This window comes from Winogradskyella sp. 266wxhm, from assembly GCF_058964685.1.
Genome location: NZ_CM179559.1, coordinates 3,594,024 through 3,620,084 on the forward strand (window position 1 = coordinate 3,594,024; position 26,061 = coordinate 3,620,084).

General features: G+C 32.6%; 28 protein-coding genes. 16 read left to right on the forward strand and 12 right to left on the reverse strand.

Translation table 11 applies throughout. The annotated features are described in order from the left end of the window. Positions 1-51 precede the first annotated feature (51 nt). Positions 52-300 (reverse strand): putative signal transducing protein, encoded by a 249-nt coding sequence (locus AC2H4K_RS16215; RefSeq protein WP_281139492.1) that lies wholly within the window; start codon positions 298-300, stop codon positions 52-54. 209 nt (positions 301-509) lie between these two features. Between AC2H4K_RS16215 and katG the strand changes: the two genes are divergently transcribed. Continuing rightward, the gene (gene katG, locus AC2H4K_RS16220; protein WP_493742617.1) at positions 510-2,741 is read left to right on the forward strand and encodes a catalase/peroxidase HPI; all 2,232 of its coding nucleotides are present in this window, start codon (positions 510-512) and stop codon (positions 2,739-2,741) included. 72 nt (positions 2,742-2,813) lie between these two features. Continuing rightward, the gene (locus AC2H4K_RS16225; RefSeq protein WP_493742618.1) at positions 2,814-3,281 is read left to right on the forward strand and encodes an ankyrin repeat domain-containing protein; all 468 of its coding nucleotides are present in this window, start codon (positions 2,814-2,816) and stop codon (positions 3,279-3,281) included. A gap of 61 nt (positions 3,282-3,342) precedes the next feature. Here the strand turns inward: AC2H4K_RS16225 and AC2H4K_RS16230 are convergent, their stop codons facing one another. The 5 genes from AC2H4K_RS16230 to AC2H4K_RS16250 all read right to left on the reverse strand — a co-directional run bounded on the left by AC2H4K_RS16230 (position 3,343) and on the right by AC2H4K_RS16250 (position 7,513). After that, complete coding sequence (locus AC2H4K_RS16230) at positions 3,343-3,600, reverse strand: DUF6952 family protein (protein WP_281139489.1); 258 nt, start codon at positions 3,598-3,600, stop codon at positions 3,343-3,345. A 3-nt stretch (positions 3,601-3,603) separates the two neighbouring features. Next, positions 3,604-3,912, reverse strand: a complete 309-nt coding sequence (locus tag AC2H4K_RS16235) for a thioredoxin family protein (RefSeq protein WP_281139488.1) — start codon at positions 3,910-3,912, stop codon at positions 3,604-3,606. Positions 3,913-3,918: 6 nt separating this feature from the next. Continuing rightward, on the reverse strand, positions 3,919-4,563 hold the full coding sequence (locus tag AC2H4K_RS16240) for a peroxiredoxin (RefSeq protein WP_281139487.1): 645 nt from the start codon (positions 4,561-4,563) through the stop codon (positions 3,919-3,921). Positions 4,564-4,773: 210 nt separating this feature from the next. After that, positions 4,774-6,237, reverse strand: coding sequence for a Na+/H+ antiporter NhaC (nhaC, locus tag AC2H4K_RS16245; RefSeq protein ID WP_281139486.1), 1,464 nt, complete (start codon positions 6,235-6,237; stop codon positions 4,774-4,776). 76 nt (positions 6,238-6,313) lie between these two features. Beyond that, on the reverse strand, positions 6,314-7,513 hold the full coding sequence (locus AC2H4K_RS16250) for an aminotransferase class I/II-fold pyridoxal phosphate-dependent enzyme (protein ID WP_281139485.1): 1,200 nt from the start codon (positions 7,511-7,513) through the stop codon (positions 6,314-6,316). A gap of 160 nt (positions 7,514-7,673) precedes the next feature. Between AC2H4K_RS16250 and AC2H4K_RS16255 the strand changes: the two genes are divergently transcribed. The 5 genes from AC2H4K_RS16255 (at position 7,674) to AC2H4K_RS16275 (ending at position 12,398) form a co-directional block, all read left to right on the forward strand. Further along, positions 7,674-8,132 carry an Lrp/AsnC family transcriptional regulator gene (locus AC2H4K_RS16255; protein ID WP_281139484.1) on the forward strand — a complete coding sequence of 153 codons (459 nt, stop codon included), beginning with the start codon at positions 7,674-7,676 and terminating at the stop codon, positions 8,130-8,132. A 67-nt stretch (positions 8,133-8,199) separates the two neighbouring features. After that, on the forward strand, positions 8,200-8,970 hold the full coding sequence (locus AC2H4K_RS16260; protein ID WP_281139483.1) for a LuxR C-terminal-related transcriptional regulator: 771 nt from the start codon (positions 8,200-8,202) through the stop codon (positions 8,968-8,970). Between the two features lie 226 nt (positions 8,971-9,196). Continuing rightward, entirely contained in the window at positions 9,197-10,597 is a 1,401-nt protein-coding gene (lpdA, locus tag AC2H4K_RS16265) for a dihydrolipoyl dehydrogenase (RefSeq protein WP_281139482.1), read from the forward strand. A gap of 167 nt (positions 10,598-10,764) precedes the next feature. Continuing rightward, a complete protein-coding gene (locus AC2H4K_RS16270; protein WP_493742619.1) occupies positions 10,765-11,700 on the forward strand; it encodes a WG repeat-containing protein in 936 nt (311 codons plus the stop codon). A gap of 92 nt (positions 11,701-11,792) precedes the next feature. After that, positions 11,793-12,398, forward strand: coding sequence for a hypothetical protein (locus AC2H4K_RS16275; RefSeq protein WP_281139480.1), 606 nt, complete (start codon positions 11,793-11,795; stop codon positions 12,396-12,398). A 1-nt stretch (position 12,399) separates the two neighbouring features. On the opposite strand, the gene AC2H4K_RS16280 is transcribed toward AC2H4K_RS16275, so the two are convergent. The 3 genes from AC2H4K_RS16280 to AC2H4K_RS16290 all read right to left on the reverse strand — a co-directional run bounded on the left by AC2H4K_RS16280 (position 12,400) and on the right by AC2H4K_RS16290 (position 14,835). Next, positions 12,400-12,990 (reverse strand): hypothetical protein, encoded by a 591-nt coding sequence (locus tag AC2H4K_RS16280; RefSeq protein ID WP_281139479.1) that lies wholly within the window; start codon positions 12,988-12,990, stop codon positions 12,400-12,402. A 68-nt stretch (positions 12,991-13,058) separates the two neighbouring features. Beyond that, positions 13,059-13,772, reverse strand: coding sequence for a LytR/AlgR family response regulator transcription factor (locus AC2H4K_RS16285; protein WP_281139478.1), 714 nt, complete (start codon positions 13,770-13,772; stop codon positions 13,059-13,061). Beyond that, positions 13,765-14,835: a sensor histidine kinase gene (locus AC2H4K_RS16290; protein ID WP_493742620.1), complete on the reverse strand. Its 1,071-nt coding sequence runs from the start codon at positions 14,833-14,835 to the stop codon at positions 13,765-13,767. The genes AC2H4K_RS16285 and AC2H4K_RS16290 overlap by 8 nt, the downstream gene beginning before the upstream one ends. A gap of 192 nt (positions 14,836-15,027) precedes the next feature. Between AC2H4K_RS16290 and AC2H4K_RS16295 the strand changes: the two genes are divergently transcribed. The 5 genes from AC2H4K_RS16295 to AC2H4K_RS16315 all read left to right on the forward strand — a co-directional run bounded on the left by AC2H4K_RS16295 (position 15,028) and on the right by AC2H4K_RS16315 (position 17,751). Next, positions 15,028-15,420 carry a MotA/TolQ/ExbB proton channel family protein gene (locus tag AC2H4K_RS16295; RefSeq protein ID WP_493742621.1) on the forward strand — a complete coding sequence of 131 codons (393 nt, stop codon included), beginning with the start codon at positions 15,028-15,030 and terminating at the stop codon, positions 15,418-15,420. A 95-nt stretch (positions 15,421-15,515) separates the two neighbouring features. Beyond that, positions 15,516-15,917, forward strand: coding sequence for a DUF2721 domain-containing protein (locus AC2H4K_RS16300; protein ID WP_281139475.1), 402 nt, complete (start codon positions 15,516-15,518; stop codon positions 15,915-15,917). Between the two features lie 219 nt (positions 15,918-16,136). Next, positions 16,137-16,724 carry an RNA polymerase sigma factor gene (locus tag AC2H4K_RS16305; RefSeq protein WP_493742622.1) on the forward strand — a complete coding sequence of 196 codons (588 nt, stop codon included), beginning with the start codon at positions 16,137-16,139 and terminating at the stop codon, positions 16,722-16,724. Beyond that, on the forward strand, positions 16,708-16,881 hold the full coding sequence (locus AC2H4K_RS16310; protein WP_493742623.1) for a hypothetical protein: 174 nt from the start codon (positions 16,708-16,710) through the stop codon (positions 16,879-16,881). The genes AC2H4K_RS16305 and AC2H4K_RS16310 overlap by 17 nt, the downstream gene beginning before the upstream one ends. A 36-nt stretch (positions 16,882-16,917) precedes the next feature. Further along, positions 16,918-17,751 carry a mechanosensitive ion channel family protein gene (locus tag AC2H4K_RS16315; protein ID WP_493742624.1) on the forward strand — a complete coding sequence of 278 codons (834 nt, stop codon included), beginning with the start codon at positions 16,918-16,920 and terminating at the stop codon, positions 17,749-17,751. 107 nt (positions 17,752-17,858) lie between these two features. Here the strand turns inward: AC2H4K_RS16315 and AC2H4K_RS16320 are convergent, their stop codons facing one another. After that, positions 17,859-19,214 carry a DEAD/DEAH box helicase gene (locus AC2H4K_RS16320; protein ID WP_493742625.1) on the reverse strand — a complete coding sequence of 452 codons (1,356 nt, stop codon included), beginning with the start codon at positions 19,212-19,214 and terminating at the stop codon, positions 17,859-17,861. 37 nt (positions 19,215-19,251) lie between these two features. After that, positions 19,252-20,142, reverse strand: coding sequence for an aldose 1-epimerase family protein (locus AC2H4K_RS16325; RefSeq protein WP_281139470.1), 891 nt, complete (start codon positions 20,140-20,142; stop codon positions 19,252-19,254). Positions 20,143-20,223: 81 nt separating this feature from the next. On the opposite strand from AC2H4K_RS16325, the gene AC2H4K_RS16330 reads away from it, so the two are divergent. Then, complete coding sequence (locus tag AC2H4K_RS16330; protein ID WP_281139469.1) at positions 20,224-21,528, forward strand: anthranilate synthase component I family protein; 1,305 nt, start codon at positions 20,224-20,226, stop codon at positions 21,526-21,528. A 75-nt stretch (positions 21,529-21,603) separates the two neighbouring features. Continuing rightward, positions 21,604-22,188, forward strand: coding sequence for a hypothetical protein (locus tag AC2H4K_RS16335; protein WP_281139468.1), 585 nt, complete (start codon positions 21,604-21,606; stop codon positions 22,186-22,188). 7 nt (positions 22,189-22,195) lie between these two features. Here the strand turns inward: AC2H4K_RS16335 and AC2H4K_RS16340 are convergent, their stop codons facing one another. Beyond that, on the reverse strand, positions 22,196-22,885 hold the full coding sequence (locus AC2H4K_RS16340) for a hypothetical protein (protein ID WP_281139467.1): 690 nt from the start codon (positions 22,883-22,885) through the stop codon (positions 22,196-22,198). Positions 22,886-22,998: 113 nt separating this feature from the next. On the opposite strand from AC2H4K_RS16340, the gene tilS reads away from it, so the two are divergent. Continuing rightward, on the forward strand, positions 22,999-24,333 hold the full coding sequence (gene tilS / locus AC2H4K_RS16345) for a tRNA lysidine(34) synthetase TilS (protein WP_281139466.1): 1,335 nt from the start codon (positions 22,999-23,001) through the stop codon (positions 24,331-24,333). Positions 24,334-24,382: 49 nt separating this feature from the next. Continuing rightward, the gene (gene ade / locus AC2H4K_RS16350; RefSeq protein WP_493742626.1) at positions 24,383-26,011 is read left to right on the forward strand and encodes an adenine deaminase; all 1,629 of its coding nucleotides are present in this window, start codon (positions 24,383-24,385) and stop codon (positions 26,009-26,011) included. Positions 26,012-26,061: the final 50 nt, after the last annotated feature.

Genomic DNA, 26,061 nt, shown 5'->3' on the forward strand with positions numbered 1-26,061 from the left:
GCTGGTTCAAATTAAGAACCAGCTTTTTCTGTTTTAATAGTTAAATTAGTTTTACTCAGAGGATGTAGTTTCCATATTCACTTTAACTTGTTCAACAATAGCAATAGCGTTATCTAATTCATCATTGTGAACAAAAACTTCTTGAAATCCTTGATTCATTGAAGCATAGCCAGCAAGTCGTTGCGACTCACCTTCGTCTTTTATAATAGGAATAATTCCTCTAGCTTCTAATTCGTCCTTAACTCTTGTAACTAAAATAAAATTACCAGAGTAAACCTTTGTATATTCTGTTGTGCTCATATGTTTAGGTGTTAAATTACAACATTAAGTTACGATATTTTTGCGTAATAATCTACAAGTTTTTTGTAAAAATAATTTTTAATTATTCTAAATGCTTAAACGATAACTAAAAGCTATGTTAAAATAATTTTAAAAAATAATCACTCTCTTTATTGAATCCATAATTTCTTAACTTTAAACTGTCAAAATTTTAATCAAAAACTAAAATAATGGAAAATAAGAACACCGACACTTTTGAAATTAATAATAATGATGCTAGTAAATGTCCTTTTTTAAGTGGAAAGCAAAATACCGTTGGTGGAGGCGGTGTAAAAAATAGAGATTGGTGGCCGAACGAACTAAAATTGAATATTTTAAGACAACATGCTACAAAATCGAATCCATTAGGTGAAGATTTTAATTATGCAGATGCGTTTAATAGTTTAGATTATACTGAACTAAAACAAGACGTTCTTAATCTTATGACAGATTCTCAAGATTGGTGGCCTGCAGATTATGGTCATTATGGAGGATTTATGATTCGTATGGCATGGCATAGTGCAGGAACTTACAGGGTTGGTGATGGTAGAGGTGGAGCTGGTACAGGAAACCAAAGATTTGCTCCTATAAATAGTTGGCCAGATAATGGCAACTTAGATAAGGCTCGTTTATTACTTTGGCCAGTAAAAAAGAAATATGGAAATAAAATTTCTTGGGCAGATTTAATGATTTTGGCTGGTAACTGTGCCTTAGAGTCTATGGGATTCCCAACATTTGGTTATGCAGGTGGACGAGAAGATATTTGGGAACCAGAACAAGATGTATATTGGGGAAGTGAAACCGAATGGGGAGCAAATGAAGACCGTTACGGTAATAGTGATAATTACGAAGAACGTGACTTAGAAGATCCTTTAGCAGCAGTAATGATGGGTTGGATTTATGTAAACCCTGAAGGTCCAGACGGAAAACCAGATCCTGTTGGTTCTGCAAAAGATGTTAGAGAGACTTTTGGTCGTATGGCCATGAATGATGAAGAAACTGTGGCATTAGTTGCTGGTGGTCACACCTTCGGAAAAGCTCACGGAGCGGCAGATCCAGGTCAGTATGTAGGTGCAGAGCCACATGGTGCACCAATAGAACAAATGAGTACAGGTTGGAAAAATACTTATAAAAGTGGTGTGTTGGATGATACAATCACCAGTGGAATAGAAGGAGCATGGACACCAAACCCAACACAATGGGATGCAGATTATTTTGATGTACTATTAAATTATGAATGGGAGTTGACAAAAAGTCCTGCAGGTGCACACCAATGGACGCCAACAGCAGCATCTCAAGCACGCATGGCTCCAAAAGCAGGAGATCCAAATGGAAAACAGGCTTTAATGATGACTACAGCTGATATAGCCTTAAAAACAGACCCTGAGTATTTAAAGATTTCTCAACGTTTTCATAAAGACCACAAAGCTTTTGAAGATGCATTTGCAAGAGCGTGGTATAAGTTAACTCACAGAGATATGGGGCCAATTGATCGTTACCTAGGGCCAGAAGTACCTAGTGAACAGTTAATTTGGCAAGATCCAGTACCTAAAGTAGACTATAAATTAAGTGATGCAGATATTTCATCTTTAAAGAAAATGATTTTAGCTTCTGGTTTGTCTGTATCAGAATTGGTAAAAACTGCTTGGGCTTCCGCTTCAACATATAGAGATTCTGATAAACGTGGAGGCGCAAATGGTGCACGCTTACAATTAGAACCACAACGCAGTTGGAAAGTAAATAATCCTGAAGAATTAAATAAGGTCTTAGGTGTTTATGAAGGTGTTCAAAATGAGTTTAGCGGAACAGTATCTATGGCAGATTTAATTGTTCTAGGTGGTGTTGCTGGTGTTGAAGAAGCCGCAAGCAAAGCTGGTTATGATATTTCTGTACCGTTTTCTCAAGGTAGAGGTGATGCAACTCAAGAGCAAACTGATATTGAACAATTCAATTACTTAAAACCATTAGGTGATGGATTTAGAAATTATGTGAATCCAAATCTAGATGTTAAAGCAGAAGATTTATTGGTAGATAAAGCCAACTTATTAAGCTTGTCTATCCCAGAAATGACAGTTTTAGTTGGTGGTTTAAGAGTTTTAGGAGCTAATCACGATGGTTCTAAACATGGTGTGTTTACAGATAATGTTGGCCATCTAACAAATGATTTCTTTAAGAATTTAGTAGATATGACTTACACTTGGAGTTCAACTTCAGATGACGATAAATTATTTGAAGGTAGAGATCGTAGAACAGGTGAAGTCAAATTTACAGGAACACGTGCGGATTTAATTTTTGGGTCTAACACCGAATTAAGAGCAGTTGCTGAAGTTTATGCTGCAGATGATGCAAAAGAAAAATTTGTTAAGGATTTTGTAGCTGCTTGGGCAAAAGTGATGGATTTAGATAGATACGATTTAAAATAGTAGATTAATAGCAAATTGATAAAGGAACACATGTAGCTAGTATGTGTTCCTTTTTTTATTGAATATATAAATATGAACGAAAACGAATTATTTTTCAGGACGATACAATCTGGCAATGCAGAAAATATAAAACTGCAATTAGAAAGAAATCCTGATTTAGTTAATATAACTGATGCAAGAGGTTTTACACCTTTAATTTTTGCGAGTTATTTTGATAAAGAAGAGCTTGTGAGAATATTACTAGGGTATAAAGCAGATATCGACGGAAAAGATGCCTCAGGAAATACAGCATTAATAGGTGTAAGTTTTAAAGGTAACTTAGCATTGGTTAATTTATTACTAAAACACCATGCCGATATTAATGCGCAAAATAATAATGGAACAACAGCCTTAATCTATGCTGTGCAATACAATCAGCAAGTAGTTGTTAATGTGCTTTTAGACAACCATGCCGATAAAACATTAAAGGATTCAGATGGCAAAACAGCTCTAGATTATGCTAAAGAAAAAGAATTAGAAGCATTGCTGAATAGATTATAAAAATAAAAAACCACTTCAATTTTGAAGTGGTTTTTTTCTCTCTTTCTTTTTCAATTATTCTTTACTTATCGATAGATCCAAGAACGCGAGACATAAAAGTATTTAAAGCTTCCTTTTTTGGCGTGCCGTCTTTTACCATTTTATGTACTTCAATCGCACCATACATGTTAGAAATTAATTCGCCTATTACATCTAATTCTTCATCTTTTAAAGATGGAACTTCGGTTAAATTCTCTAAGGTTTCAATGGTTTCTACGACGTAGTCTTCATCGTTCTCTTCGATAAATTGGGTTAATTGTTTTATAACCGGTAATTTCATTTTTTAAATAGCTTCTTCAACAAGTTCCTTTAATACTTCAAACTTGTTTGTTTGTACTTGATTTTTGAATTCACCATTTTTAAAAGTAGCAAATGTTGGTAAGTTGTCTACCGTTGCTAGCTTTCTACTTTCAGGAAATTTTTCAGCATCAGCAATTACGAATGTTACATTTTCGTTTTCTGTTGCTAATTTCTTGAATTTAGGTTTCATTATACGACAGTTTCCACACCAAGTTGCTGAATATTGAACAACAACAGTGTCATTCTCAGAAACTATGCTTTGTAAATTGTCTTGATCTAATTCTTGAATCATAAATTTTTAGTTTAATTGAGCTGATAAATACTCTTTAGTACCTTGAGCGTTAGCTTGCATTGCTTCTTTACCTTCTTCCCAGTTAGCAGGACAAACTTCACCATTCTTTTGTACGTGAGTTAAAGCATCAATAAGTCTTAGGTACTCATTTACATTTCTACCTAGTGGCATGTTGTTAATACTTTCGTGTTGTACTGTACCTTCTTCATCAATGATGTATGTAGCTCTGTAAGTTACATTGTCACCTTCAACTTGAACAGTTCCTGTTTCTTCATCAAAAGTTTCGTTAGTGATGTCTAAAATACCTAAGATGCTTGAAAGGTTTCTGTTGCTATCAGCAAGGATAGGGTAGGTTACGCCTTCAATTCCGCCATTATCTTTAGAAGTACTTAACCATGCAAAGTGAACTTCTGGTGTATCGCAAGAAGCACCAATAACAATTGTGTTTCTTTTTTCGAATTCACCTATTGCTTTTTGAAATGCATGAAGCTCAGTAGGACAAACAAAAGTAAAGTCTTTTGGGTACCAAAATAAAACTACTTTTTTGTTGTTGTTTTTTGCTTCTTCTAATACATTTAACTTGAATGTATCTCCCATTTCATTCATTGCGTCTACACTAATGTTTGGGAATTTTTTTCCTACGAATGCCATATTTATTTTGTTTAATTTATTACTAATTTGATACAAAAATACCCATTAGAATAGTGTGTGGAAATAGTAATTTGCTATTATAAATCTATAGAATAATAGTGTAAGTATATGGCCTCAAAAATACACCTCAAATTTTATTAGAATGGCAAAATTGAGTCGTTAAAAATGTGAACCTGATAAAATAGACTCGTATTGTTTGAAAAATAAATTTTACTTTTTTAATAAATATTTAATCTTGATTCTTAATGCGGCAAAGATTAAAGTTGTAATAGGACTCAACCAATTAAAAATAGCATAGATGAAGTATTCACCAACTCCAACACCTAATACACCACTTTGATAAGCACCACAAGTGTTCCAAGGGATTAGTACAGAAGTTACTGTACCAGAGTCTTCTAAAGTTCTACTAAGGTTTTCAGGAGCTAGGCCTTTGTCGTCATAGGCTTTTTTAAACATTTTACCAGGAATTACAATAGCTAAATATTGATCTGAAGCAATTGTATTTAATCCTAAACAACTTAAAACGGTACTTGCAAAAAGTCCAAATACGGTTGTAGCAACAGATAGGAGAGCTTTAGTAATTCTTGCCAATGCTCCAATGCCATCCATAATGCCACCAAAAACCATAGCACAAATAATCAGAAAGATTGTCCATAACATCCCTTTCATGCCACCTGCTGAGAATAATTCATTTAATTTTTCATTGTCTGTAGCAACTGAAGTATCTGTGAAAATGGCATCTGTAATAGCAGTTACACTTGAGTCTGACAAACTACTTAAAACTTCTGATTGAAAAACAACTGCAAAAACTGCAGCCAATACAACTCCAGAAGCAAGTGATACTAGAGGTTTTGTCTTAAGTAAAATTAAAGCTATAACTACAACAGGAACTAAAAATAGCCAAGGTGTGATATTAAAAGCTTTATCTATTGATAACAATAAATTACTTACGTCGGCACTTCCTGTTGGTTCAATTGAAGCACTAATAATTCCGAAAACAACCAGTGTTACTAATATAGTAGGTACGGTTGTAATGGTCATATATTTAATATGTGTAAATAAATCTGTTCCAGCCATAGCAGGAGCTAAATTTGTAGTATCGCTAAGGGGTGACATTTTATCTCCGAAGTATGCACCTGAGATTACAGCACCAGCAATCATTCCAGGATTAATGCCTAAAGCTGTTCCGATACCAACTAAAGCAATACCTACGGTTGCCGATGTAGTCCAAGAGCTTCCAGTAGCAATAGATATGATAGCTGCTATAATAACTGAAGCAGGTAGAAATATCTCAGGACTTAAGACTTGTAACCCATAATATACCATTGCAGGAATTACACCACTTATAAGCCAAGTTCCTGCAAGCGCACCAACTAAAAGTAAAATTAATATGGGAACGAAAACACTTTTTAAATTTTCCCAAACTTCTTTTATCATTAAAGAAATAGGTACTTTATTATAAAGACCATCTATTAAAGCTACACCACCACCAATTAAAAGAATAATCTGGTTTGAATAATCTCCAAACATTGCACCATCAGCAAAGAAAATATTGTAGGCTAATAAGCCCATCAATATGATAACTGGTATTAGAGCTTCAAAGAAATTAAGTTCTTTGTTCTCAACTATTCTTTGATCGTTTATATCAATTTTAGATAAGTCGTCTTCCTGCATACATTATTGGTTTAGTTCCGTAATGTTACGATTTTGTTAAGCCATATGCAAATAGATTTCTTTAAGCCATTTCAGTTTATAGTATGTTTAGTTTTTCCATACAGGTTCTCATCATATTGTATGTACGCTCAATATCAGCATCTAAACCAATTGAAAAGCGGATAAGTCCATCGCTTAATCCCATTTCTTGTTGTTCCTCTTCTGGTATTTCAGATGATGTAGAACTTCCTGGTGCGCTAAATAAAGTCTTGTAAAATCCTAGACTAACCGCTAAATAGCCTAAATTTTGTTCTTGCATAAGTTCCATTAAAGCATTGGCTTTATCTAACGAGCCAACATCAATAGTCATCATGCCTCCAAAACCGTATTTATCATTCATCATAGATTTGAATAATGCGTGAGAAGGATGTGATTGTAAACCAGGATAGACGGTTTTTAAACCATCATTTTCAAATTTTTCGGCAAGATATTTGGCGTTATAACTGTGCTGTTGCATTCTTATATGAAGTGTTCTTAGGTTTTTTAGAACAGAAGCAGAGCGTAGGCTATCCATCGTAGAACCTAGTAACATTGCAGCTCCATCATTTACATTTCTAAGTTGATCTATTAATTCTTGAGTACCACAAACGACACCACCAACAGTATCTGAAGATCCATTAATAAATTTTGTTAGACTATGAATTACAACATCAGCTCCTAATTTTGCTGGTGAAATTGATAATGGAGAAAAAGTGTTATCCACAACTAATTTTAAATTGTATTTTTTAGCTAGTTGAGCTAAACCTTTAATATCAGCAACTTCTAATAACGGATTACTAACGGACTCACAATACAAAACTTTTGTTTTTGGAGTTATGGCTGCTTCAACAACATCTAATTTGGTAATATCTACAAATGAAGTTTGTATGCCTAATCTTGGAGCAAAATTCTTTAAGAAAGCGTAAGTACCTCCATAAATAGTTCTACTGCTTACTACATGCTCACCAGATCCACAAAGCTGTAACAATACAGGAGTTATAGCACCCATTCCTGAAGCTGTAACTGTAGCAGTTTCCGTGCCTTCCATAGCAGCAAGCGCTTCACCTAAATATAAGTTAGAAGGTGATGAATGACGAGAATATAAATAACAGCCTTCAGCATTACCTTCAAAAGTATCGAACATTGTTTTTGCTGATAAGAATGTGTAGGTTGATGAATCTGAAATAGAAGGATTTACACCTCCGAATTCACCAAAGTATTGTAAATCTTGAATATTGTTAGCTGGTTTAAAATCCATAATCAAAAGTTTTTATTAGTTACTCAAAGATCATGTGTTTTAGAAATATTATCAATAGTAAAATGATTATTTAGAAAATAAAACTGTTATTTTGTATTTTAAAAGAAAATAAAACTAAAATACAGTCAGCTTCAGATTTTAATAAGAAAAAAAATTAAGCATGGTATTAGATGATTTAGACAAGAAACTATTAAAGCTATTGCAAGAAGATAGTAAGCAAACTAACAAGGCACTATCAAATGCTTTAGGCTTATCTGTCACAGCAGTGTATGAGCGTATAAGAAAACTTGAAAACAATAAAGTAATAAGTAAGTATGTAGCTTTGTTGAATAAAAAGCAAATAAATAAAGATTTTGTTGCTTTTTGTCACGTAAAACTCACGCAGCATACACAAGACTATGTTGTGAAATTTGAGAAAGAAATACGTAAGTTAGAGGAGGTTTTAGAATGTTACCATCTCAGTGGAGACTATGATTATCTGTTAAAGGTACTAGTAAAAGACATGTCTGAATTCAGAGAGTTTATTGTAAAAAAGCTCACAACCTTAGAGCATATAGGTAGTACACACAGTATGTTTATGATTAATGAAGTTAAACATACCACAGCTGTAGTTCTTTAATAATCTTTAAATTTTTTATAATAACTTTAGACTAAATAAGTTCTCCTTAAAACTATACTTTTGTTATATGAATCATCACCAAATCAAAGAACTTTACAAAACTATTTTTGAGTCGTACGACAAACCCTCTCTACAAAAACACATCGAAAAAATTATTGAGATGGATAGTTTTTTACCGTATAGCTCTACATTTTTTTGTATTACCAATACTCAAGATTTAACCTTTGAATATATAAGTAAAAATTATGCATCCTGTACAGGTTTAGATCCTAATGAGCTTAAAAATAAAGGAATGCGCCACCTATGGAGCAGAATTCATCCAGATGATGTAGAAGCTTGGCTAAAAGCTCTTAATAATCTAATGGAATATACAATGGGTGAAATTTCTGAAAGCAAAAGACAAGACGCTAATTACACATGGAACTTTAGATTTAAAATTGCTAATGGAGACTATGTGAATATTGTACAGAATACAACACCTTTAGTATTTGATGCTAGTGGAAAACCTATAATAGGATTGGCACATTATACAGTTTTACATCCTGATATTAAGATGGAAATTACCGCATCTGCAAAATTACTTAATGACAATAAGGAGTACGAAACGGTATATTTCAATAATTTCTCTCAAAAATTACTTGATGAAGGAATAAGTAATAGAGAGCGTGATGTTATTAGATTATTAGTATTAAATAATACTAGTAAAGAAATATCAGATAAACTAAATATTAGTCCGCATACAGTTGATACTCACCGCAGAAACATTCTTAAAAAGCTAAATATATCCTCAACAGGTGAACTTGTTGGGATGCTAAAAGTCAATCAGCACTGGCTTTAATCAACATAAATACTCATATTGAGTATTGTGTTACTACGTATTTATTCGCAATTTTGAATAGCTATTAATTCTTAGGGAATATGTCCATTTGTTTAGACTTTGTAAAGTCTTAAACTTATGGACTATTTTTTTACAGAAACTTCCTAAATTTAGTAAAAGTCTTTCGGTAATCATTAATCAAAATTGTATTTTTGTCTAAGACAAAATTAACATCAAAAAAACACTTATGAATTCATACGATGTAGCAGTGATTGGATCAGGTCCTGGTGGTTATGTAGCAGCAATCCGTTGTGCACAACTAGGCATGAAAACTGCAATTATAGAAAAATATTCCACTCTAGGAGGTACATGTTTAAATGTAGGCTGTATACCAAGTAAAGCACTTTTAGATTCATCACATCATTACGAAGATGCTGTAAAACATTTTGAAGAGCATGGTATTGAAATTCCTGGAGATGTAAAAGTCAACTTAGAAAAGATGATTGCTCGTAAGCAAGCTGTTGTAGACCAAACTACTGGTGGAATTGATTTCTTGATGAAAAAGAATAATATTGATGTTTACCAAGGTTTAGGAAGCTTTAAAGATGCAACTCACATTAGTATTGATGGTGAAGAAAAAACAGAGATTGAAGCCAAAAATACCATTATTGCTACTGGTAGTAAACCTTCAAACTTACCGTTTATTGAACTGGATAAAGAGCGTATCATTACTTCAACAGAAGCTTTAAAACTAAAAGAAATTCCGAAGCATTTAATAGTTATTGGTGGTGGAGTTATTGGTTTAGAGCTTGGACAAGTATACAAGCGTTTAGGTGCTGAAGTTACTGTAGTTGAGTATATGGATAGAATTATTCCAACCATGGATGGAGGTTTATCTAAAGAGTTGAATAAGGTTTTAAAGAAAGCTAAATTCAGCATGAATCCTTCTCACAAAGTGAAGTCTGTTGAGCGTAAAGGTGATGAAGTAATTGTAAAAGCAGATAACAAAAAAGGTGAAGAGGTAGAGTTCAAAGGAGATTATTGTTTGGTTTCAGTTGGTCGTCGTCCTTATACAGATGGCTTAAATGCTGAAGCAGCAGGTGTAAAACTTAATGATAGAGGACAAGTTGAAGTTAATAATCACTTACAAACAAGTGCTTCAAATATTTATGCTATTGGTGATGTTGTAAAAGGTGCAATGTTGGCGCATAAAGCTGAAGAAGAAGGTGTTTTTGTAGCAGAAACATTAGCAGGACAAAAACCTCATATTGATTATAATTTAATTCCAGGTGTGGTGTATACATGGCCAGAAGTTGCTGCTGTTGGTAAAACGGAAGAGCAATTAAAAGATGCTGGTGTAGACTACAAAGTTGGTCAGTTTCCAATGCGTGCTTTAGGTAGAGCAAGAGCAAGTATGGATATTGATGGTTTCGTAAAAGTTCTTGCAGATAAGAGTACAGACGAAATATTAGGTGTTCATATGATTGGAGCAAGAGCGGCAGATATGATTGCAGAAGCTGTTGTAGCAATGGAGTACAGAGCATCTGCAGAAGATATTTCTCGTATGTCTCACGCACATCCAACATTTACAGAAGCAATTAAGGAAGCAGCATTAGCAGCTACCGATGATAGAGCTTTACACGTTTAAATATATAATATTGATATTGTCGTTCTGAACTTGTTTCAGAATCTAAAAAAGCGAACCAAAATGGTTCGCTTTTTTTGTTTTAAAATAGACGTAAAAAAAAATAAAGAAAAAGAAACGGTACAATTTTTGAAATCAAAGCCAAATATCAAAAGAATATAGTGTAGGTTATGAGAAACAGTTATATTGTCTTAATAATTTTATTGAATTTTGCTCTTAATATCAAAGCTCAGCAAGTCTCGGACAAAAAAATCTTAAAAAAAATAAAAGGAAAAGATATTGAATGGATTACTGGTTCATCCAACTTAGCAAAAGTAAAAATGAAATCCACCAAAAAATGGGGAGTTTATAATATAGATGCTTATTATGATTTAGGTGAAGTAGTCATCACTTTTAATGAAGTAATTGCGCCAAAGTTCGATTCTATCAGCTGGTTTAAAGATATGGAGCCTTTTATCATTGTAAAGATCAAAAAGAAATACGGTATTCTTTTAAATCCATATGAAATACATGATGCTACAGAAAGCGTAAGATGTGTCTATGATGCTGTAAAACTAAAGGAGGTTGATGGTAGATATTATGCGCTTATAAAAGACAATGGAAAATGGGGATTAGTAGATTGGTTTGAAGATGTTATATTAGTTGATCCTACTTTTGAAAACCCTGATGATGTGCCTTTGATACAGATAGAAGGTTGGGCAAAAGATATCTTTGTAGCATCTAAAAAAGCATTAAAAGCAGATGTCCTTATTTTTGATGACGGTAATGGCGATGGAGTATTTAAGGCAAGAAACAAAGTCACTAAAAAATGGGGAATGTATCAGTCCTTGAGTGAAAATGATATAAGAACACTTATTCCTGCAAAGTACGACAGTATTTCTAATTTTGGGTTCAATGCAAAGTACACAGCAGTATACAACAAAGATAAAGTAGGTATGTATTTGTCTTATTGGAGTTATCACGATAAAGCAAAGCAATCAGTGCCATGTGAATATGAAGATTATAAAAAATACGATGTAGATGGTGTGTCAAAATTAGCCGTTAAAAAAAAATGGAAAATGGGGCTGGGTAAATTGGTTAACAGGAGAAGAAAAGTATACATTTAAGTACGAAACCACAGATGATTTACCTTATCCGTATTATAAGCAAGCTATTTGGTTTGAAGACTAAATAAAGCTGACTTTAATAATTTAAAAAAATGAATCTTCAATCCTTAAAAATACCAGCAGGCTGGTCTGTAGAGTGGAACTTGTTAACGGAAACAGACCCTACAGAGAAAACTATCCATGAATTTTCTGGAAGTTTACTGCTTATAAATTCGCCAACACGTCTCAAAGCTATTGATGTCTGTTGGAAACCTGAATGTGATATAAAAGGAGCTTATCAACTACAAGTAATTCATCTATTACCAAATTTTGTTTCAAAAACTAATGAGATGGAGTATGAGGGTTTATGGGATTCTCCGGAAGTAGAATTTAAGACTAAAAATAGACTGGAATTAGTTGATAAGATTAATGATTTGCTATTTCACTTAAAGCCTTATGTTGATAAGCGAATTTTACTAGAACCAGGTATTGTAGACTTACCAAATGAAGCCATTAGACAGCAATTAATGGATCAAGGACCAACAGAAAATATAATACGTGATATTATAAATTCTAATCACAAGAAGTTACAGGATTTGCTATTGGATTATACTGAAATTCAAAAATATACTGTACAAGAATTAGAAAAAAATGGTGCAAGTAAAGGTGTTAAAAATAAAGCTAAACAGATGTTGTTGAGCAAGCGTTTTAGGGAATAAACTATAATTCCTTTATTAAATCTTGTATGCGTAAGCGTTTACTATAATCATCCTCGTTAACATCTCTAACAAAGCAGTAGACACTTATTTCATCTTTCTTAACTTTTTCAGCAAGCTCTTCAACAGTAAAAGGGCCGTATTCTTTAGACTGTTCTATGTAGTAGAACTCATGTTTGTGAATTAACTTGCTCACTTTTTGTTTGTATTTTTCTCTTAAGAAAACCTGAACATCATCTACCGAATTAAGTTCGTTTTCATAATTGGTAGTATTTATAAAAAGTGCAAATTCTTCTTTATCCTGATGATTTAAAACTAAAACATCATCATCTTTAAAATAAGCTTTAACGGTAATAAGTCCATCTTCGGTCTCTATTGAGAAAATGTTTAGAAGGCTGAGATTCCATGACGTTTTTATAACATCATCTTTTCGTTCTATTTCTAAAATATTGTCTTCTCTAAAAGTGTAGGTCGATTTCTTTTTTGAAATACCATTCACCAAAACCCATTGTTGATTGATTAAATGCGATTCAAAATGACGCGAATAATCAAAGGGTTTGAGATTAGGAATTGTTTCGTGTAGGTATTCTTTCATTAAAACGGTAATTTCAAAAATAGCAACTGCTATAAAAACGTAAAAATGGGGTAATTATTAGACTAAAGTTAATATTTTTCTAGCGTTTTCAAAACATCTTTCTTATAACTTCGACTAATTGGCAAAGCTTTACGATTAATGGTAATATGCTCATTGGTAAATGATTGTATTTTTTCAAGACAAATAATAAAAGAGCGGTGAATTCTTAAAAAGCTGTTATTCGGTAATTTTGCTTCTATGGCACTAATGGTTTCTCTGGTAACAATAGTGTCTTGGTTGTCTAAGTGAATCTTAATATAATCGCTATAACTTTCAATATATAGAATAGAATCAAAATCTATTTTTATCATTTTTCTGTCCGCTCTTACAAAAATAAAAGTGTTTGTTTCATCCGGTAAAACATCGGTTTGTTTAAGAGTATTATGGACTTCAAAATATCTATTTGCCGCTTTTACCAATCGCTCAAATGAAATGGGTTTTAAAAGATAGTCTACCGCTTGCAAATCGAAACCTTCTACAGCATAATCTCGATAGGCTGTGGTGAAAATGATTTTAACGTCCTTGTTGATGGATTTAGCAAAAGCTATACCCGAAATCTCAGGCATATTTATATCCAAGAATATTAAATCGACTGTTTTAGAGCTTAGAATATTAAAAGCTTCAATAGCATTTTTGCATGTAGCCACAACTTCAATAGAATCAATTTTTGATAGATGCGACACAATAATGTCTCTAGCAATAGATTCGTCATCAACAATAATGCAAGAGATTTTATTAAGCATTTGGTAAGCTAGATTTTAGCTGTAAAACTAATACAACGTTAAATTGATCATTATCATAAGATATATCTAAATCGTATTGATTTGGGTATAACATCTCTAAGCGTTTTTTAATATTTTCTAAACCAATACCTTCATTGTAATTTTGAAAATCTGCACATGTATTAGTTATATTGAACTTGATATACTTCATTGTAGCTTGTATATCGATGTTCACATCCAATTTACCATTTTTTATTCTTCCGTGTTTAAAACTGTTTTCAACAAAAGGGATAAAAAGCATAGGAGCAATTTCAATGTTATTAGACTCTATTTTCTTAGTCACCGTAACGTTCAGGGTTTCATTAAAGCGCATTTCTTCCAAAGCAATATAATCTTCAATATGGTTTATTTCATCAATAAGGTTTACAAATGGTTTGTCCGCTTGATATAGCAAATAATCTAAAAGGTTAGAAAGTTTTAAGATCATTTCAGGTGTTTCATTAGCTTTTTTTAAAGCGAACCCATACATGGTATTTAGTGTATTAAACAAGAAGTGAGGGTGAATTTGCATTTTCAAATAATTCAACTCTTGTTCTTTAAGCTTTAGTTGCGTTTCTAAAATTTTAGTTTCTAGCTTTTTGGTTTTGCTAGATGCAATTATGTTAAGTTTCATTAATTTAAAAGCACTAACAACAAAGGTTACCAGATATATTCCTGTCATAACAAAGAGAATATTTCCGGTGAGAGGATTCATTTCTCCATACTCAAAGTTTGATATGTAAATCAGACTAAAAAATATAGAAACCATAACCAAATAAGCTGAAATGATAAGCGTATAAATGCTGTAAATCACAAATCTAAAATAACGTTTCGTAATTAAGTAATCGGGAATTAGCTTATATATGGAAACATAGGTTAGCGCAATAGTAATAGGCATTAAGAAAATAGAGTAGAGTAGTGTGTCTGAAAAGTTATTGCTACTAACACCAAAAAAATAGGTAAAGAATAGAAGTACAACACACCAAAACAAAATGTGAAGTACAAATTGCCCAACTTTTTTTAATATAAATTTCTTACTAAGCACTTAATTCAACTTATATTACAATAATACCATATTTTTATACAGAAAGATGAGTTTGTAGACGAATGACAGATTTAGCAATGGTTTTAGCATTTTGCAAAATCGAGTATAAAATCAGTCGTCTGTCTCATTTAAAAAAATTGACTTCAGATTAACTTTAAGTTTGAACCAAGTTTAACTAAAACATCATCAATTATGAACGAACTAATGATTATAAACCCCTTTGTGGATCGCTTTAGAGAAGGAGGTCCATTTTTTATGAGCTTAATATTAATCTGTTTTCTTTTATCCATTACGCTCTTGGTTATAGGATTCATAAGCTTTAAAAAGAATCCGCAAAAAACTCAAAAAATGCTATGCTTAGTAGTAGATAGCAGTTTATTGGGTTTGGTTTTGGGCTTTTTAGGATCGGTTATAGGCTTGATTATGGCTTTTGATTCTGTTGAAGCTATGGGAAGTCCAGAACCAGCAATGTTTGCAGGAGGTTTAAAAGTGTCCCTATTAACCGCAACATTTGGGTTGTTTAGTTTTGTTATTTCTAGGTTTGGTATTTTAATTTTGAGATGGATATCAGCACCAGAAAAGTAAATTTTAAAAGCATATAATTTAATCAAAAGCGAACTTTTAAAGTTCGCTTTTTTTATAGTTAAGTATCATTTCTGTAATTTTGTAAAAAGTTTCTTATGGAAGAATTAACCCTAACAACTCCGGCACTTTTATTCTCGGCTATATCTTTGATAATGTTAGCTTATACCAATCGTTTTTTGGCTTATGCTGCTGTAATAAGAAACTTGAGCGAACGCTACAAAGAAAAACCTCAAAAGTCTATAATTCGCCAGATTAACAATTTGAAAAAACGGTTAGATTTAACGCGTTATATGCAAATATTTGGTATAACAAGTTTGTTACTTTGTGTACTCACAATGTTCTTAATTTATATTCACCAGCACGTAATTGCCATCTGGATTTTTGGAGTGGCTTTACTGCTTTTAATTGTTTCACTTGCTCTACTAATAAGAGAAATTCAAATTTCTGCACAAGCACTTCAGCATCACCTTCAAGATATCGAGGACGATTTAGGATAAAATATTACTTCAATTTTAACGCTTTCAAATTTCATTATAAAAAAGAATACAATTTTTTCAAAAAAAATTATATTGTAAATATTTGATGATAAGATGCTTACTAATAAAATGAATTTTATTTCATGAATTGTAAGAATTTTTCTCAAAAGAAATGTGACTTCAATTTATTAGAGGTGTCTTAAAACCAAACAACTAATTAAAAATAGACTTTTTAAATCATTGACACAAGATGCTGCTCATAACCTAACTGATGAGGCTCTCGTAGAAGCTATCGTGAAAACTAACGACACATTGTTGTTTGAAGTTCTCTACGATAGATTTGCTAAGATGGTTTATAACAAGTGTTATGGGTTTGCCAATAGTGAAGACGAAGCGGAAGATTTAACTCAAGATGTATTTTTAAGAGTGTTTGTAAAGCTGGGTAGTTTTAAAGGACGTTCAAAATTTTCAACATGGTTATATGCTTTTACGTATAACCATTGCGTTAATTATGTAACACGAAACACAGCAAAAAAGATTGAAAAACAATCTGTAAGCTCTGAAATTATTGAAAATATTGGTGATGCTGTGGATTCTACACACGAGTTCGAATCAATGAAAGTAGAACAACTAAAGCGTGTTATGGAATTAATAGATCCTGAAGAAAAAATGATCTTATTGCTAAAGTACCAAGACAATCTTTCTATAAAAGAATTGTCTGAAGCTTTAGATATTGGTGAAAGCGCTGTGAAAATGCGTTTAAAAAGAGCAAAAGATAAACTTGTACTTAAGTACAACAATTTTATGAAAAATGGAGAATCCGTTTAAGCAAATAAACCAACCTATAAAAGAGGTGCCAAAAGAGCTTAAGGCTAAGGTAATGCACGACATTGCCATGGCAAAGTTGCTTATGGAAATAGCGGAATTATTTTCATATAATTTAGGACATATTATAGAAACTGTAAGTAAAAAAAGAAAACAATAATATTTAAAAAACTACAATCAATCAACATATATAGGCATGGAAAAAGTGACAGAGTTTAATGATATAGCGATACAATCTTTAAAAAATATGTGGTTGGAAATTACTAAAGTATTTCCAACATTAATTTATGCACTAATAGCACTAATTGTAGGTTGGTTAGTCACAAAGATTTTAGTGAAGCTTTTAAAGAAATTATTGAGGTTAGCCAAAGCCAATAAACTAGATGATAAACTCAATGATATAGAAATTATAGAAAACAAAACATTAAAATTTGATACTATAAAAATCGTTTCAAATTTTGTGAAGTGGTTGTTGTATATCGTAATATTCATAACGGTTTCAGATATTTTAGGTTTAGAAATTATATCTAACCAAATAAGTGAATTATTATCCTATTCACCTAAGTTATTTGCGGCTTTAGTAATCTTTATTGTTGGGATGCTATTGGCAAATTTCGTAAAGAAAGGATTGAAGTCTCTTTTTGATTCTATGGACATGTCAGGTGGGAAAATCATCAGTCAAGTTGTTTTCTTCATGTTATTGACTTTTATTTCTATAACAGCTTTAAATCAAGCAGGAATAAATACGCAAATCATCACGGACAATGTTAATATGATTATAGCTGCTTTTTTGTTGGCTTTTGCGTTAGCGTTTGGTTTGGGAGCAAGACAGATTATCAGTAAGCTATTAAGTACATTTTATGCACGTAAAATGTATGAAGTTGGACAAAAAATCGTTTTTAATAATGAAAACTATGAAGTTGTGGAGGTGAAAAGTATTTCGGTTATACTTAAAAATGCCAAAGGAAAACTTATAGTTCCAATAAATGATATTATAGAAAGTCAGGTACAAGTGCAGGATCAACTATAAGGTTAGGGTTATAGATTTTATTTTTCCTTGAAATAAAATAAGGTCCTGCAGTACTTGATATTCTAAATAAAAAAACCTCTTCTATTCTGAAGAGGTTTTTTTATTTATTAGCGTCGTTTCTTTTTCTTTTTGTTGAAGGTTTTATCTCCACGTGTTTTGGGTTTTTTATACTTTTTAGTGATTTCTCTTCTATAAGAACCGCCAAGGTTTACCTTTTTGTTTTTTTCTTTCTTTTCATGGAAAGCAGGACCAGGTATATCCTCAGCACTTCGCTTAGTTGGGTTATTGCGCTCACGAATTTGGGGACGTTCTTCCTCTATAAGTTCAGTAGAGATTGTCACGTCTTCAGGAAGTTCCATGACATCAATTTTCATTTGCATCAAAGCTTCAATACCTTCTCTAGCTTCCTGTTCTGTTTCGGTAGAAAATAATAGAGCATGGCCTTGTTTCTCTGCACGACCAGTTCTACCAATTCTATGCATGTAGTTTTCAGGATAATCAGGTGTATCAAAATTAATAACATGGGTAACATCATCAATATCCAAACCTCTCGCCATAACGTCTGTAGCAACGAGTAAACGATGTTCACCATTACTAAATTGCTCTATGCTTCGCAATCTGTAGTTTTGAGTTTTATTGGAATGGATAACGCAAGAATCACCTGGAAAAATCTCTTCAAGCTGATCAAATAAACGGTCAGCCATTTTCTTGTAAGCCACAAAAATCAGAACTCTAGAATAGTCATCTTTGTCACTAAGTAATGATTCAAGTAAATTGACTTTGGTATAAAAATTAGGAACGTTATAGCGTTCTTGCTTTATATTTTCTAAAGGTGTACCAGAAACGGCAATAGATATCTTTGTTGGATTGATGAAAAAATCCGTAATCAATTCGTCAACATCAGCAGTCATTGTTGCAGAAAACATAATGTTTTGTCTGCGCTCTGGTAAGATGTCAAAGATATTCATCAGTTGATGTCTAAAACCTAAATCTAGCATTACATCAACCTCATCTATTACTAGTTTTTGAATAGACTTTAATTGTAAAACTCTACTAACTGCAAGGTCGTATAAGCGTCCTGGTGTAGCCACAATAATATCTAAACCTTGCGCAACAGCTTGTTTTTGTGTATTGATATTTGTACCACCATAAACACCTAAAACACGATTGTTTATGTATTTAGACATTTTTTCAATCTCCTCAACAACTTGTACCACTAACTCTCGAGTTGGCACCAAAACCAAAACTCTCGGGTTTTCTTGTCTAGAATATTTAAGATGACGTAAAATAGGTAGCATGTAGGCAAAGGTTTTACCTGTACCCGTTTGTGCAATACCAACTACATCTTTACCAGAGGCAACAACGTTAAACGCTTCGGCTTGAATTGGTGTTGGCTGTTCAAAACCAAGGTCTTCAATAGCGTTATAAAGTGGTGTGTTTAGATTTAAGTCTTGAAATGTCAAAATATCGTATTTGTTGGCAAAGCTACTACAATTGTAATTAATCGAGATGTGTTGGGTTTATTATTATTGAATAGCTAGCTTTAAAAGTGTCATTTTTTGGTAAACTAAGAATTCCTTCTTTCTCTTCAATCTTCTGATTGGTGTCTTCTGCATCTGCAACACCAAGCCAAGGTTCTATACAAACATATGGTGCGTTTGGTTTTGCCCAAATACCTAAATAAGGGAAATCTTCAAAAGCTACAGAAAGTACTTCGCCTTTGGTTTTATGCTTTAAAGCTACTTTTCTAGATTTTAAATCTTTAAAGATAAGCGCATCTTTATTGAACAAATCGCCACGTAAATTGATTGTATTTGAACTTTCAAAAGCTGGCTTAGTTTTATTGGTAACAAGTCCAGTTTCCATATTTAGTAAATAAGATTCGCTTGTTTCTTCTTTCTCAAATTCTAAAATATAATCTGAGTAAGCTTCATCATCATATAAAGGACAAGTAAAAGCAGGATGTCCGCCAAGAGAGAAATACATGGTTTTATCGTCAATATTTCTGATGGTGTGATGGACTATAATTGTGTTGTCTTTCAATTCATAATTAATTTCAAATTCAAATAGAAAAGGAAACATTTCATATAGGTCTTCATTAGAATTTAGAAAGAAAGTTATGCTAGTTTCAGATTGTTGTTTTACAATCATTTTATCGTTATGCCTTACAAAACCATGCTTTATCATATTGTAAAGCTTGTCGTTATAAGTATAGCTGTCATCTTTCATGCTTCCAATAATAGGAAATAGGTTAGGTGCATGGCTTCCCCACACTTTAGGGTCTGCGTGCCATAAAAATTGATTGTTATTTTTTACAGCCGAAATCTTACTAAGTTCAGCACCAACAGTTTTTATATCTATGGATAAGAGGTCGTTTTGTATTGTAGGCATAGTGTTTGTTTTGTAGAAAGATACAATTCTTATTGCTTTATAACTATTCTCGTTATTTTTGCAAAATATTTAAAAATTCTATTGAGAACAACAACCTTTCATAAGCCAAAAGATATTGAAGTTTTTAAACAAAATATTTTGTTTTGGAGCCAGCAGTTTGATGATATTGTTTGGTTAGATTCTAACCAACATAAAGACCAATACAGTTCCTATGATGCTGTTTTGGCAGTTGATGCTTTTACAGCTTTAAAAACGGATTATTTTGATGCTTTTGAAAATTTAAAAGATTATTATTCTTCCACTAAGGATTGGATTTTTGGTTACCTCACTTATGATTTAAAAAATACAGTTGAAAAATTAAGTTCAAATAATTTCGACGGATTGAATTTTCCCGACCTCTACTTTTTTCAGCCTAAGAAACTCTTTTTGTTTAAAGGAGACACAGTGGAAATTCAATATTTAAGAATGGTTGATGATGAAATTGATGATGATTTAGAGGCTATAAACTCTATTGTTACTTCTAGTGTAAATGAAAAATCGTATAGTTCTGAACCTGTAAAAATCAAGCTAAGAATTCATAAAGATGAATATTTTGAGAAAGTCAATACAATGTTGGCTCATATTCATAGAGGTGATATTTATGAAGCTAATTTTTGTCAAGAATTTTATGCTGAAAATAGCATCATAAATCCATTGGAAGTATACAATAAACTAAATGCAATATCCCAACCACCTTTTGCAACGTTTTTAAAGTTTAATAATAACTATTTATTATCTGCGTCACCAGAACGCTACATTAAAAAAGAAGCTCAGAAAGTAATTTCGCAACCTATAAAAGGAACAGCAAAACGTTCTAAAAATACAGAAGAAGATGAGTTGTTAAAAAACACACTTTCTAAAGACAATAAAGAGCGTAGCGAAAACATAATGATTGTGGATTTAGTACGGAACGATTTGTCTAAAACGGCCGAAAAAGGTAGTGTAAAGGTCGAAGAGCTTTGTAAGGTGTATTCTTTTATGCAGGTGCATCAAATGATCTCTACAGTAACGTCTATGGTTTCAGAAGAAGTTCACCCAGTAGATATTATTAAAACTACGTTTCCTATGGGAAGTATGACTGGCGCACCAAAAATTTCGGCAATGAAAATTATTGAAGACTTAGAGGAAATCAAACGAGGTTTGTATTCGGGTTCTGTGGGTTATTTTACTCCAAACGGTGATTTTGATTTTAATGTCATCATTAGAAGTATTCTTTATAATGCTAGTAACAAATACCTTTCATATTCTGTTGGTGGTGCCATTACGGCTCAAAGTGACCCATTAAAAGAATATGAAGAATGCCTGATTAAGGCTAAAGCTATGCGAGAAGTCTTAGAAATGAAATAATTTTTTTAGTTTTTTTTAGTGCAACCTTTTTTAGTTTTTTCATCTTATAAGTAAATACTAAAAAAATCAATTACTATGAAAACGAAAATTTACATCATTTTACTTTCTTTATTTGCGATGTCTTGTTCAGAAGATTCTGAAACGACAAACAACAATGATCCTCAACAAAACAAAGTATTAATGCTTCAAGTTGATTTTACTACCAACACTTTTGAAGGTGGTAAAGAGTATACTTACGATACTTCAACTACAGATTTTACCATTTCATCAGAGTATCATGCACCAGGCGATTTTGGAAATATAGCCTTGTACTATGACGAATTAGATGAAATGCTTTTTGACGGCTCAATAATTTGGATGGGTTTAGGTGGCAGATCTTATCCTCAGGATTTAACCGAACCTTCAGCATTTGCATATAATTCAACCCCAGAGGCATTACCTTCATTGGATGAATTCGAGAAAATAATGTACAATGAATTTGCCTACTATCCAGAAACCATAGATTATGACTTAATCTGGAATGCGATTGATGATTTGCAAATCGTTTCAGACTTCAGAAATAGTAACCCAAACAGCGACATACAATTATTATTATATACGCCTAGTGTAGGTGGAGGTAATCCAGAAGAATGGGACTGGATAGTGTTTTTAAAAAACTAACAAATCCTTATTCCAAATGTGTTCTGAAACTTTTCTTTACACGATCAAAAATTAACTCTATCCTAGATGTTGTAATGTTCTTTATTTTTGAGATATCCTCAAATTCCAAATTACCGAATATATACAAATCAATAATATTAGAAATATTTATAGGAAGCCAACTGTAAAAACGACCAAAGACTTTCTTTGGTTGTTTTACAGATAGGTCATTAACCTCAAAAGCTCTTAAAATAGAGGTTTCCTTATCTTCATACAAATACAATTCATTATCCATATCTTGTCTGTAAGAAATGTCATTTAGTTCAGTGTTTAAGATTAAATCTAAGTCAGCATCTATAGTGTATTCTTCGCCAAGTTTAGCAATTTCATGCCGTCTTATATCATCTGTGCTAATGGTGTTTTTATGAAAAACTTCTTTCTTAAAAAGTTCGTTCATATAGTTATCCACAAGTTTAAAAAGCTCGAGTCTTACCGCTGCGTATTCAGCTTCAATATTAAAGCCATTACTATAAAGTGTAATAATGCATTCATCAATTATACCGTTAGATGAATACATGTTTTTTGGCAAAATGCCTGTAGATTCTGCTATGTAAATTCTGTGTTTTACGTAAGGATGCAAGTGTTGTACTGCGGTTAGCACTTTTTTATCAAATGTAGATTGTGCAGATTTTGCCGAAAGTTCTTTTATTGTGCTCATAACCATAGTTTTTAAATTACTTCTTTAAAGTTACCAATAAAGAAGGTATTCCAATATGATTTTTATCATTTTAACGTAATTGTAAGAGTACTACATTATCGTATCTTTACGCTATGCTAAATGCTTTTAAAAACCATATTGAGGAACAATTTTCCTTTCTAAAAAAATCTCGTCTGGTCATTGCTATTTCTGGCGGGATAGACAGTGTTGCATTGGCGCATCTATGTCATAAACTCAATTTTGATTTTGCTTTAGCACATTGTAATTTTAATTTAAGGGGAAAGGAAAGTGATGCAGATGAAGACTTTGTTTTAGACTTAGGAGAGCAGTTAGATGTTGAAGTTTTTGTTCAGAATTTTGATACTGAAGCCTATGCTGAAGAAAACAAATGTTCTATTCAAATGGCTGCTCGCGAATTACGATATGATTGGTTTTCTGAATTAGCACTACAACTAAACTTCGATTACATTTTAACAGCGCATCATGCAGATGATAATCTTGAAACATTTTTAATCAACTTCACTAGAGGTACAGGACTTAATGGTTTAACAGGAATTCCGGAACTGAATGGAAATATTGCTAGACCCTTATTGCCATTTTCTAGAGAAACAATAGAAGCATACGCAAAAAGTGAAAACATAGCCTGGAGAGAAGATAGTAGTAATTCATCAAGAAAATACCTTCGAAATAAATTAAGGCATGACGTGATTCCAATTCTAAAGGAAATTAATCCTAATGTTTTGGATAGCTTTCAGAATACTTTATCAAACCTAAAGGAAACAGAAGCAATAGTTAATCAAAGTATAAAGGGTTTTCTAAGTAAAGCAATATTAAAAGAAGAAGGAAATACGATAAGCTATGCGGTTTCAGAATTTAAAAAGCAAAATAACCCTAAAGCCTTTTTGTTTGAAGCTTTTAAAGATTGTGGTTTTGCCGAATGGAATGATATTGAAGGTTTACTAGATGCCGAAACAGGAAAATTTATAGCTTCAAGCACGCATAAGCTCACCAAGCATCGTGAATTTTTGATTCTTTCAGATTATCATTCTGAACTTGTTTCAGAATCTCAAAGTGGATTGTTTTTCACAAAGCCAGATGTCGAGATAGGTAAAATTAAAACACCCATCGGTATTTTGTTTTTTGATGAAGCAGAGGCTCTAATGGACAATTCTAAAACCACAATTTACGTAGATGCAGAAAAGCTAAACTATCCTTTAGAACTTAGACTATGGCAAACCGGAGATGTTTTTCATCCTATTGGTATGAAAGGAAAGAAGAAAGTAAGTAAATACCTAAAAGATGAAAAGTTAACACCAAGTGAAAAAGAGAGTACTTGGGTTTTAACTTCAGAAAATAAAATAGTTTGGGTTGTTGGGAGAAGAGCTGATGACCGTTTTAAGGTTACATACCAAACCAAAGAAATTTTAAAAATAGCTTTAACTAAATAATATTGACTCTGATTGTCCCCTTGAGGGGACTTAAGGGGTGTTTTTTGAAATGAGTTTAAATATAAAAGGAAACATAGTAGACATACAAAACCGAAGAATCTATAAAGGAGAAATCACCATAAAAAATGGTAAGATTAAATCAATTATAGAAAAAGACTGCGAAGAAAACCACTACATCTTACCAGGTTTTATAGATGCACATATTCACATAGAAAGCAGTATGTTAGTGCCAAACGAGTTTGCAAAAGTAGCTGTAAAACATGGTACAGTGGCTACAGTTTCCGATCCACACGAAATCGCCAATGTCCTTGGTGTAAAAGGTGTGGAATTTATGATAGAAAACGGAAAACAAACCCCTTTTAAATTCAATTTTGGTGCTCCCTCTTGTGTGCCAGCTACAAGTTTTGAATCGGCTGGAGCTGTTATTGATTCCGAAGACATAAAAACCTTAATGGCAAATCCAGATATTAAGTATTTGGCAGAACTAATGAATTATCCAGGAGTCATTCATGACGATGCTGAAGTGCTTAAGAAAATAGAATGGGCAAAATATTACAACAAGCCAATCGATGGACATGCGCCAGGTTTAATAGGTGAGGATTTAACCAAATATATCTCTGCGGGAATTTCCACCGATCATGAGTGTTTTACCTATGATGAAAGCTTAGAAAAACTTCAAAAGGGTATGAAAGTTATCATCAGAGAAGGTAGTGCTGCTAAAAATTTTGAAGCCTTGATTGGTTTATTAGATGAGCATTACCAAAACATGATGTTCTGTAGTGATGATAAGCATCCAGATGATTTGTTGGTAGGACACATCAATCAACTTTGTGCAAGAGCAGTTGCAAAAGGTAATGATGTTTTTAAGATCCTTCAGGCGGCTTGCGTTAATCCTGTTAAGCATTACAATTTAGATGTTGGTTTGTTGCGAGTTGGAGATACAGCAGATTGTATTATAGTTGAAGATTTAACCGACTTTAAAACCCTTCAAACCTACATTAATGGTGAATTGGTTTATGATAATGGCGAATCTAAAATACAACATGTCAATTTTGAAAATCTAAATAACTTCAATACCAGCAAAAAAAGAGTTGAAGATTTTAGAGTTGAAGCTAATACAACCAAAATAAGAGTTATTGAATGTCTAGACGGAGAATTGGTCACCAATCAAATTATTGAAGACGCTACTGTTGTAGATGATAATCTAGTCTCAAACACAGAAAACGACATCTTAAAAATGACTGTTGTTAACCGTTATCAAAACGAAAAACCTGCTATGGCATTTATAAAGAATTTTGGACTTAAAGAAGGGGCAATTGCAAGTTCTGTTGGTCACGATTCGCATAATATTATTGCAGTTGGGGTATCTGACGAAGCTATTTGCAAAGCAGTTAATCTTATTATTGAAAATGAAGGAGGAATTTGTGCGGTGAGTAATACAGAACAAAAAGTAGTTGCACTGCCTGTTGCTGGTATCATGAGCGATAAAGATGCTGAGACCATCGGAAAACAGTATTCAGAATTAGATAAAATGGCGAAACAGTTAGGCTCTAAACTTCACGCACCTTACATGAGTTTGTCGTTTATGGCTTTGTTGGTGATTCCAGCTTTAAAACTCAGTGATAAAGGACTGTTTGATGGAGGAAAGTTTGAGTTTACGGATTTGAGTGTTAATTAAATCATAAACATCTTCGTCTAAGATTTCTAACCATCCAAAAGTCTAACAAT

Coding starts and splice junctions, on each gene's coding strand:
- AC2H4K_RS16325 (WP_281139470.1), bottom strand. CDS start 20,142: ATGCCTACAATACAAAACGACCTCTTATCCATAGATATAAAAACTGTT.
- AC2H4K_RS16260 (WP_281139483.1), top strand. CDS start 8,200: ATGAATCATCACCAAATCAAAGAACTTTACAAAACTATTTTTGAGTCG.
- AC2H4K_RS16235 (WP_281139488.1), bottom strand. CDS start 3,912: ATGATTCAAGAATTAGATCAAGACAATTTACAAAGCATAGTTTCTGAG.
- AC2H4K_RS16270 (WP_493742619.1), top strand. CDS start 10,765: ATGAGAAACAGTTATATTGTCTTAATAATTTTATTGAATTTTGCTCTT.
- AC2H4K_RS16295 (WP_493742621.1), top strand. CDS start 15,028: ATGAACGAACTAATGATTATAAACCCCTTTGTGGATCGCTTTAGAGAA.
- tilS (WP_281139466.1), top strand. CDS start 22,999: ATGCTAAATGCTTTTAAAAACCATATTGAGGAACAATTTTCCTTTCTA.
- AC2H4K_RS16340 (WP_281139467.1), bottom strand. CDS start 22,885: ATGAGCACAATAAAAGAACTTTCGGCAAAATCTGCACAATCTACATTT.
- AC2H4K_RS16300 (WP_281139475.1), top strand. CDS start 15,516: ATGGAAGAATTAACCCTAACAACTCCGGCACTTTTATTCTCGGCTATA.
- AC2H4K_RS16280 (WP_281139479.1), bottom strand. CDS start 12,990: ATGAAAGAATACCTACACGAAACAATTCCTAATCTCAAACCCTTTGAT.
- AC2H4K_RS16255 (WP_281139484.1), top strand. CDS start 7,674: ATGGTATTAGATGATTTAGACAAGAAACTATTAAAGCTATTGCAAGAA.
- AC2H4K_RS16310 (WP_493742623.1), top strand. CDS start 16,708: ATGGAGAATCCGTTTAAGCAAATAAACCAACCTATAAAAGAGGTGCCA.
- AC2H4K_RS16335 (WP_281139468.1), top strand. CDS start 21,604: ATGAAAACGAAAATTTACATCATTTTACTTTCTTTATTTGCGATGTCT.
- AC2H4K_RS16230 (WP_281139489.1), bottom strand. CDS start 3,600: ATGAAATTACCGGTTATAAAACAATTAACCCAATTTATCGAAGAGAAC.
- AC2H4K_RS16285 (WP_281139478.1), bottom strand. CDS start 13,772: ATGCTTAATAAAATCTCTTGCATTATTGTTGATGACGAATCTATTGCT.
- AC2H4K_RS16250 (WP_281139485.1), bottom strand. CDS start 7,513: ATGGATTTTAAACCAGCTAACAATATTCAAGATTTACAATACTTTGGT.
- AC2H4K_RS16225 (WP_493742618.1), top strand. CDS start 2,814: ATGAACGAAAACGAATTATTTTTCAGGACGATACAATCTGGCAATGCA.
- ade (WP_493742626.1), top strand. CDS start 24,383: ATGAGTTTAAATATAAAAGGAAACATAGTAGACATACAAAACCGAAGA.
- lpdA (WP_281139482.1), top strand. CDS start 9,197: ATGAATTCATACGATGTAGCAGTGATTGGATCAGGTCCTGGTGGTTAT.
- katG (WP_493742617.1), top strand. CDS start 510: ATGGAAAATAAGAACACCGACACTTTTGAAATTAATAATAATGATGCT.
- AC2H4K_RS16240 (WP_281139487.1), bottom strand. CDS start 4,563: ATGGCATTCGTAGGAAAAAAATTCCCAAACATTAGTGTAGACGCAATG.
- AC2H4K_RS16215 (WP_281139492.1), bottom strand. CDS start 300: ATGAGCACAACAGAATATACAAAGGTTTACTCTGGTAATTTTATTTTA.
- AC2H4K_RS16275 (WP_281139480.1), top strand. CDS start 11,793: ATGAATCTTCAATCCTTAAAAATACCAGCAGGCTGGTCTGTAGAGTGG.
- nhaC (WP_281139486.1), bottom strand. CDS start 6,237: ATGCAGGAAGACGACTTATCTAAAATTGATATAAACGATCAAAGAATA.
- AC2H4K_RS16315 (WP_493742624.1), top strand. CDS start 16,918: ATGGAAAAAGTGACAGAGTTTAATGATATAGCGATACAATCTTTAAAA.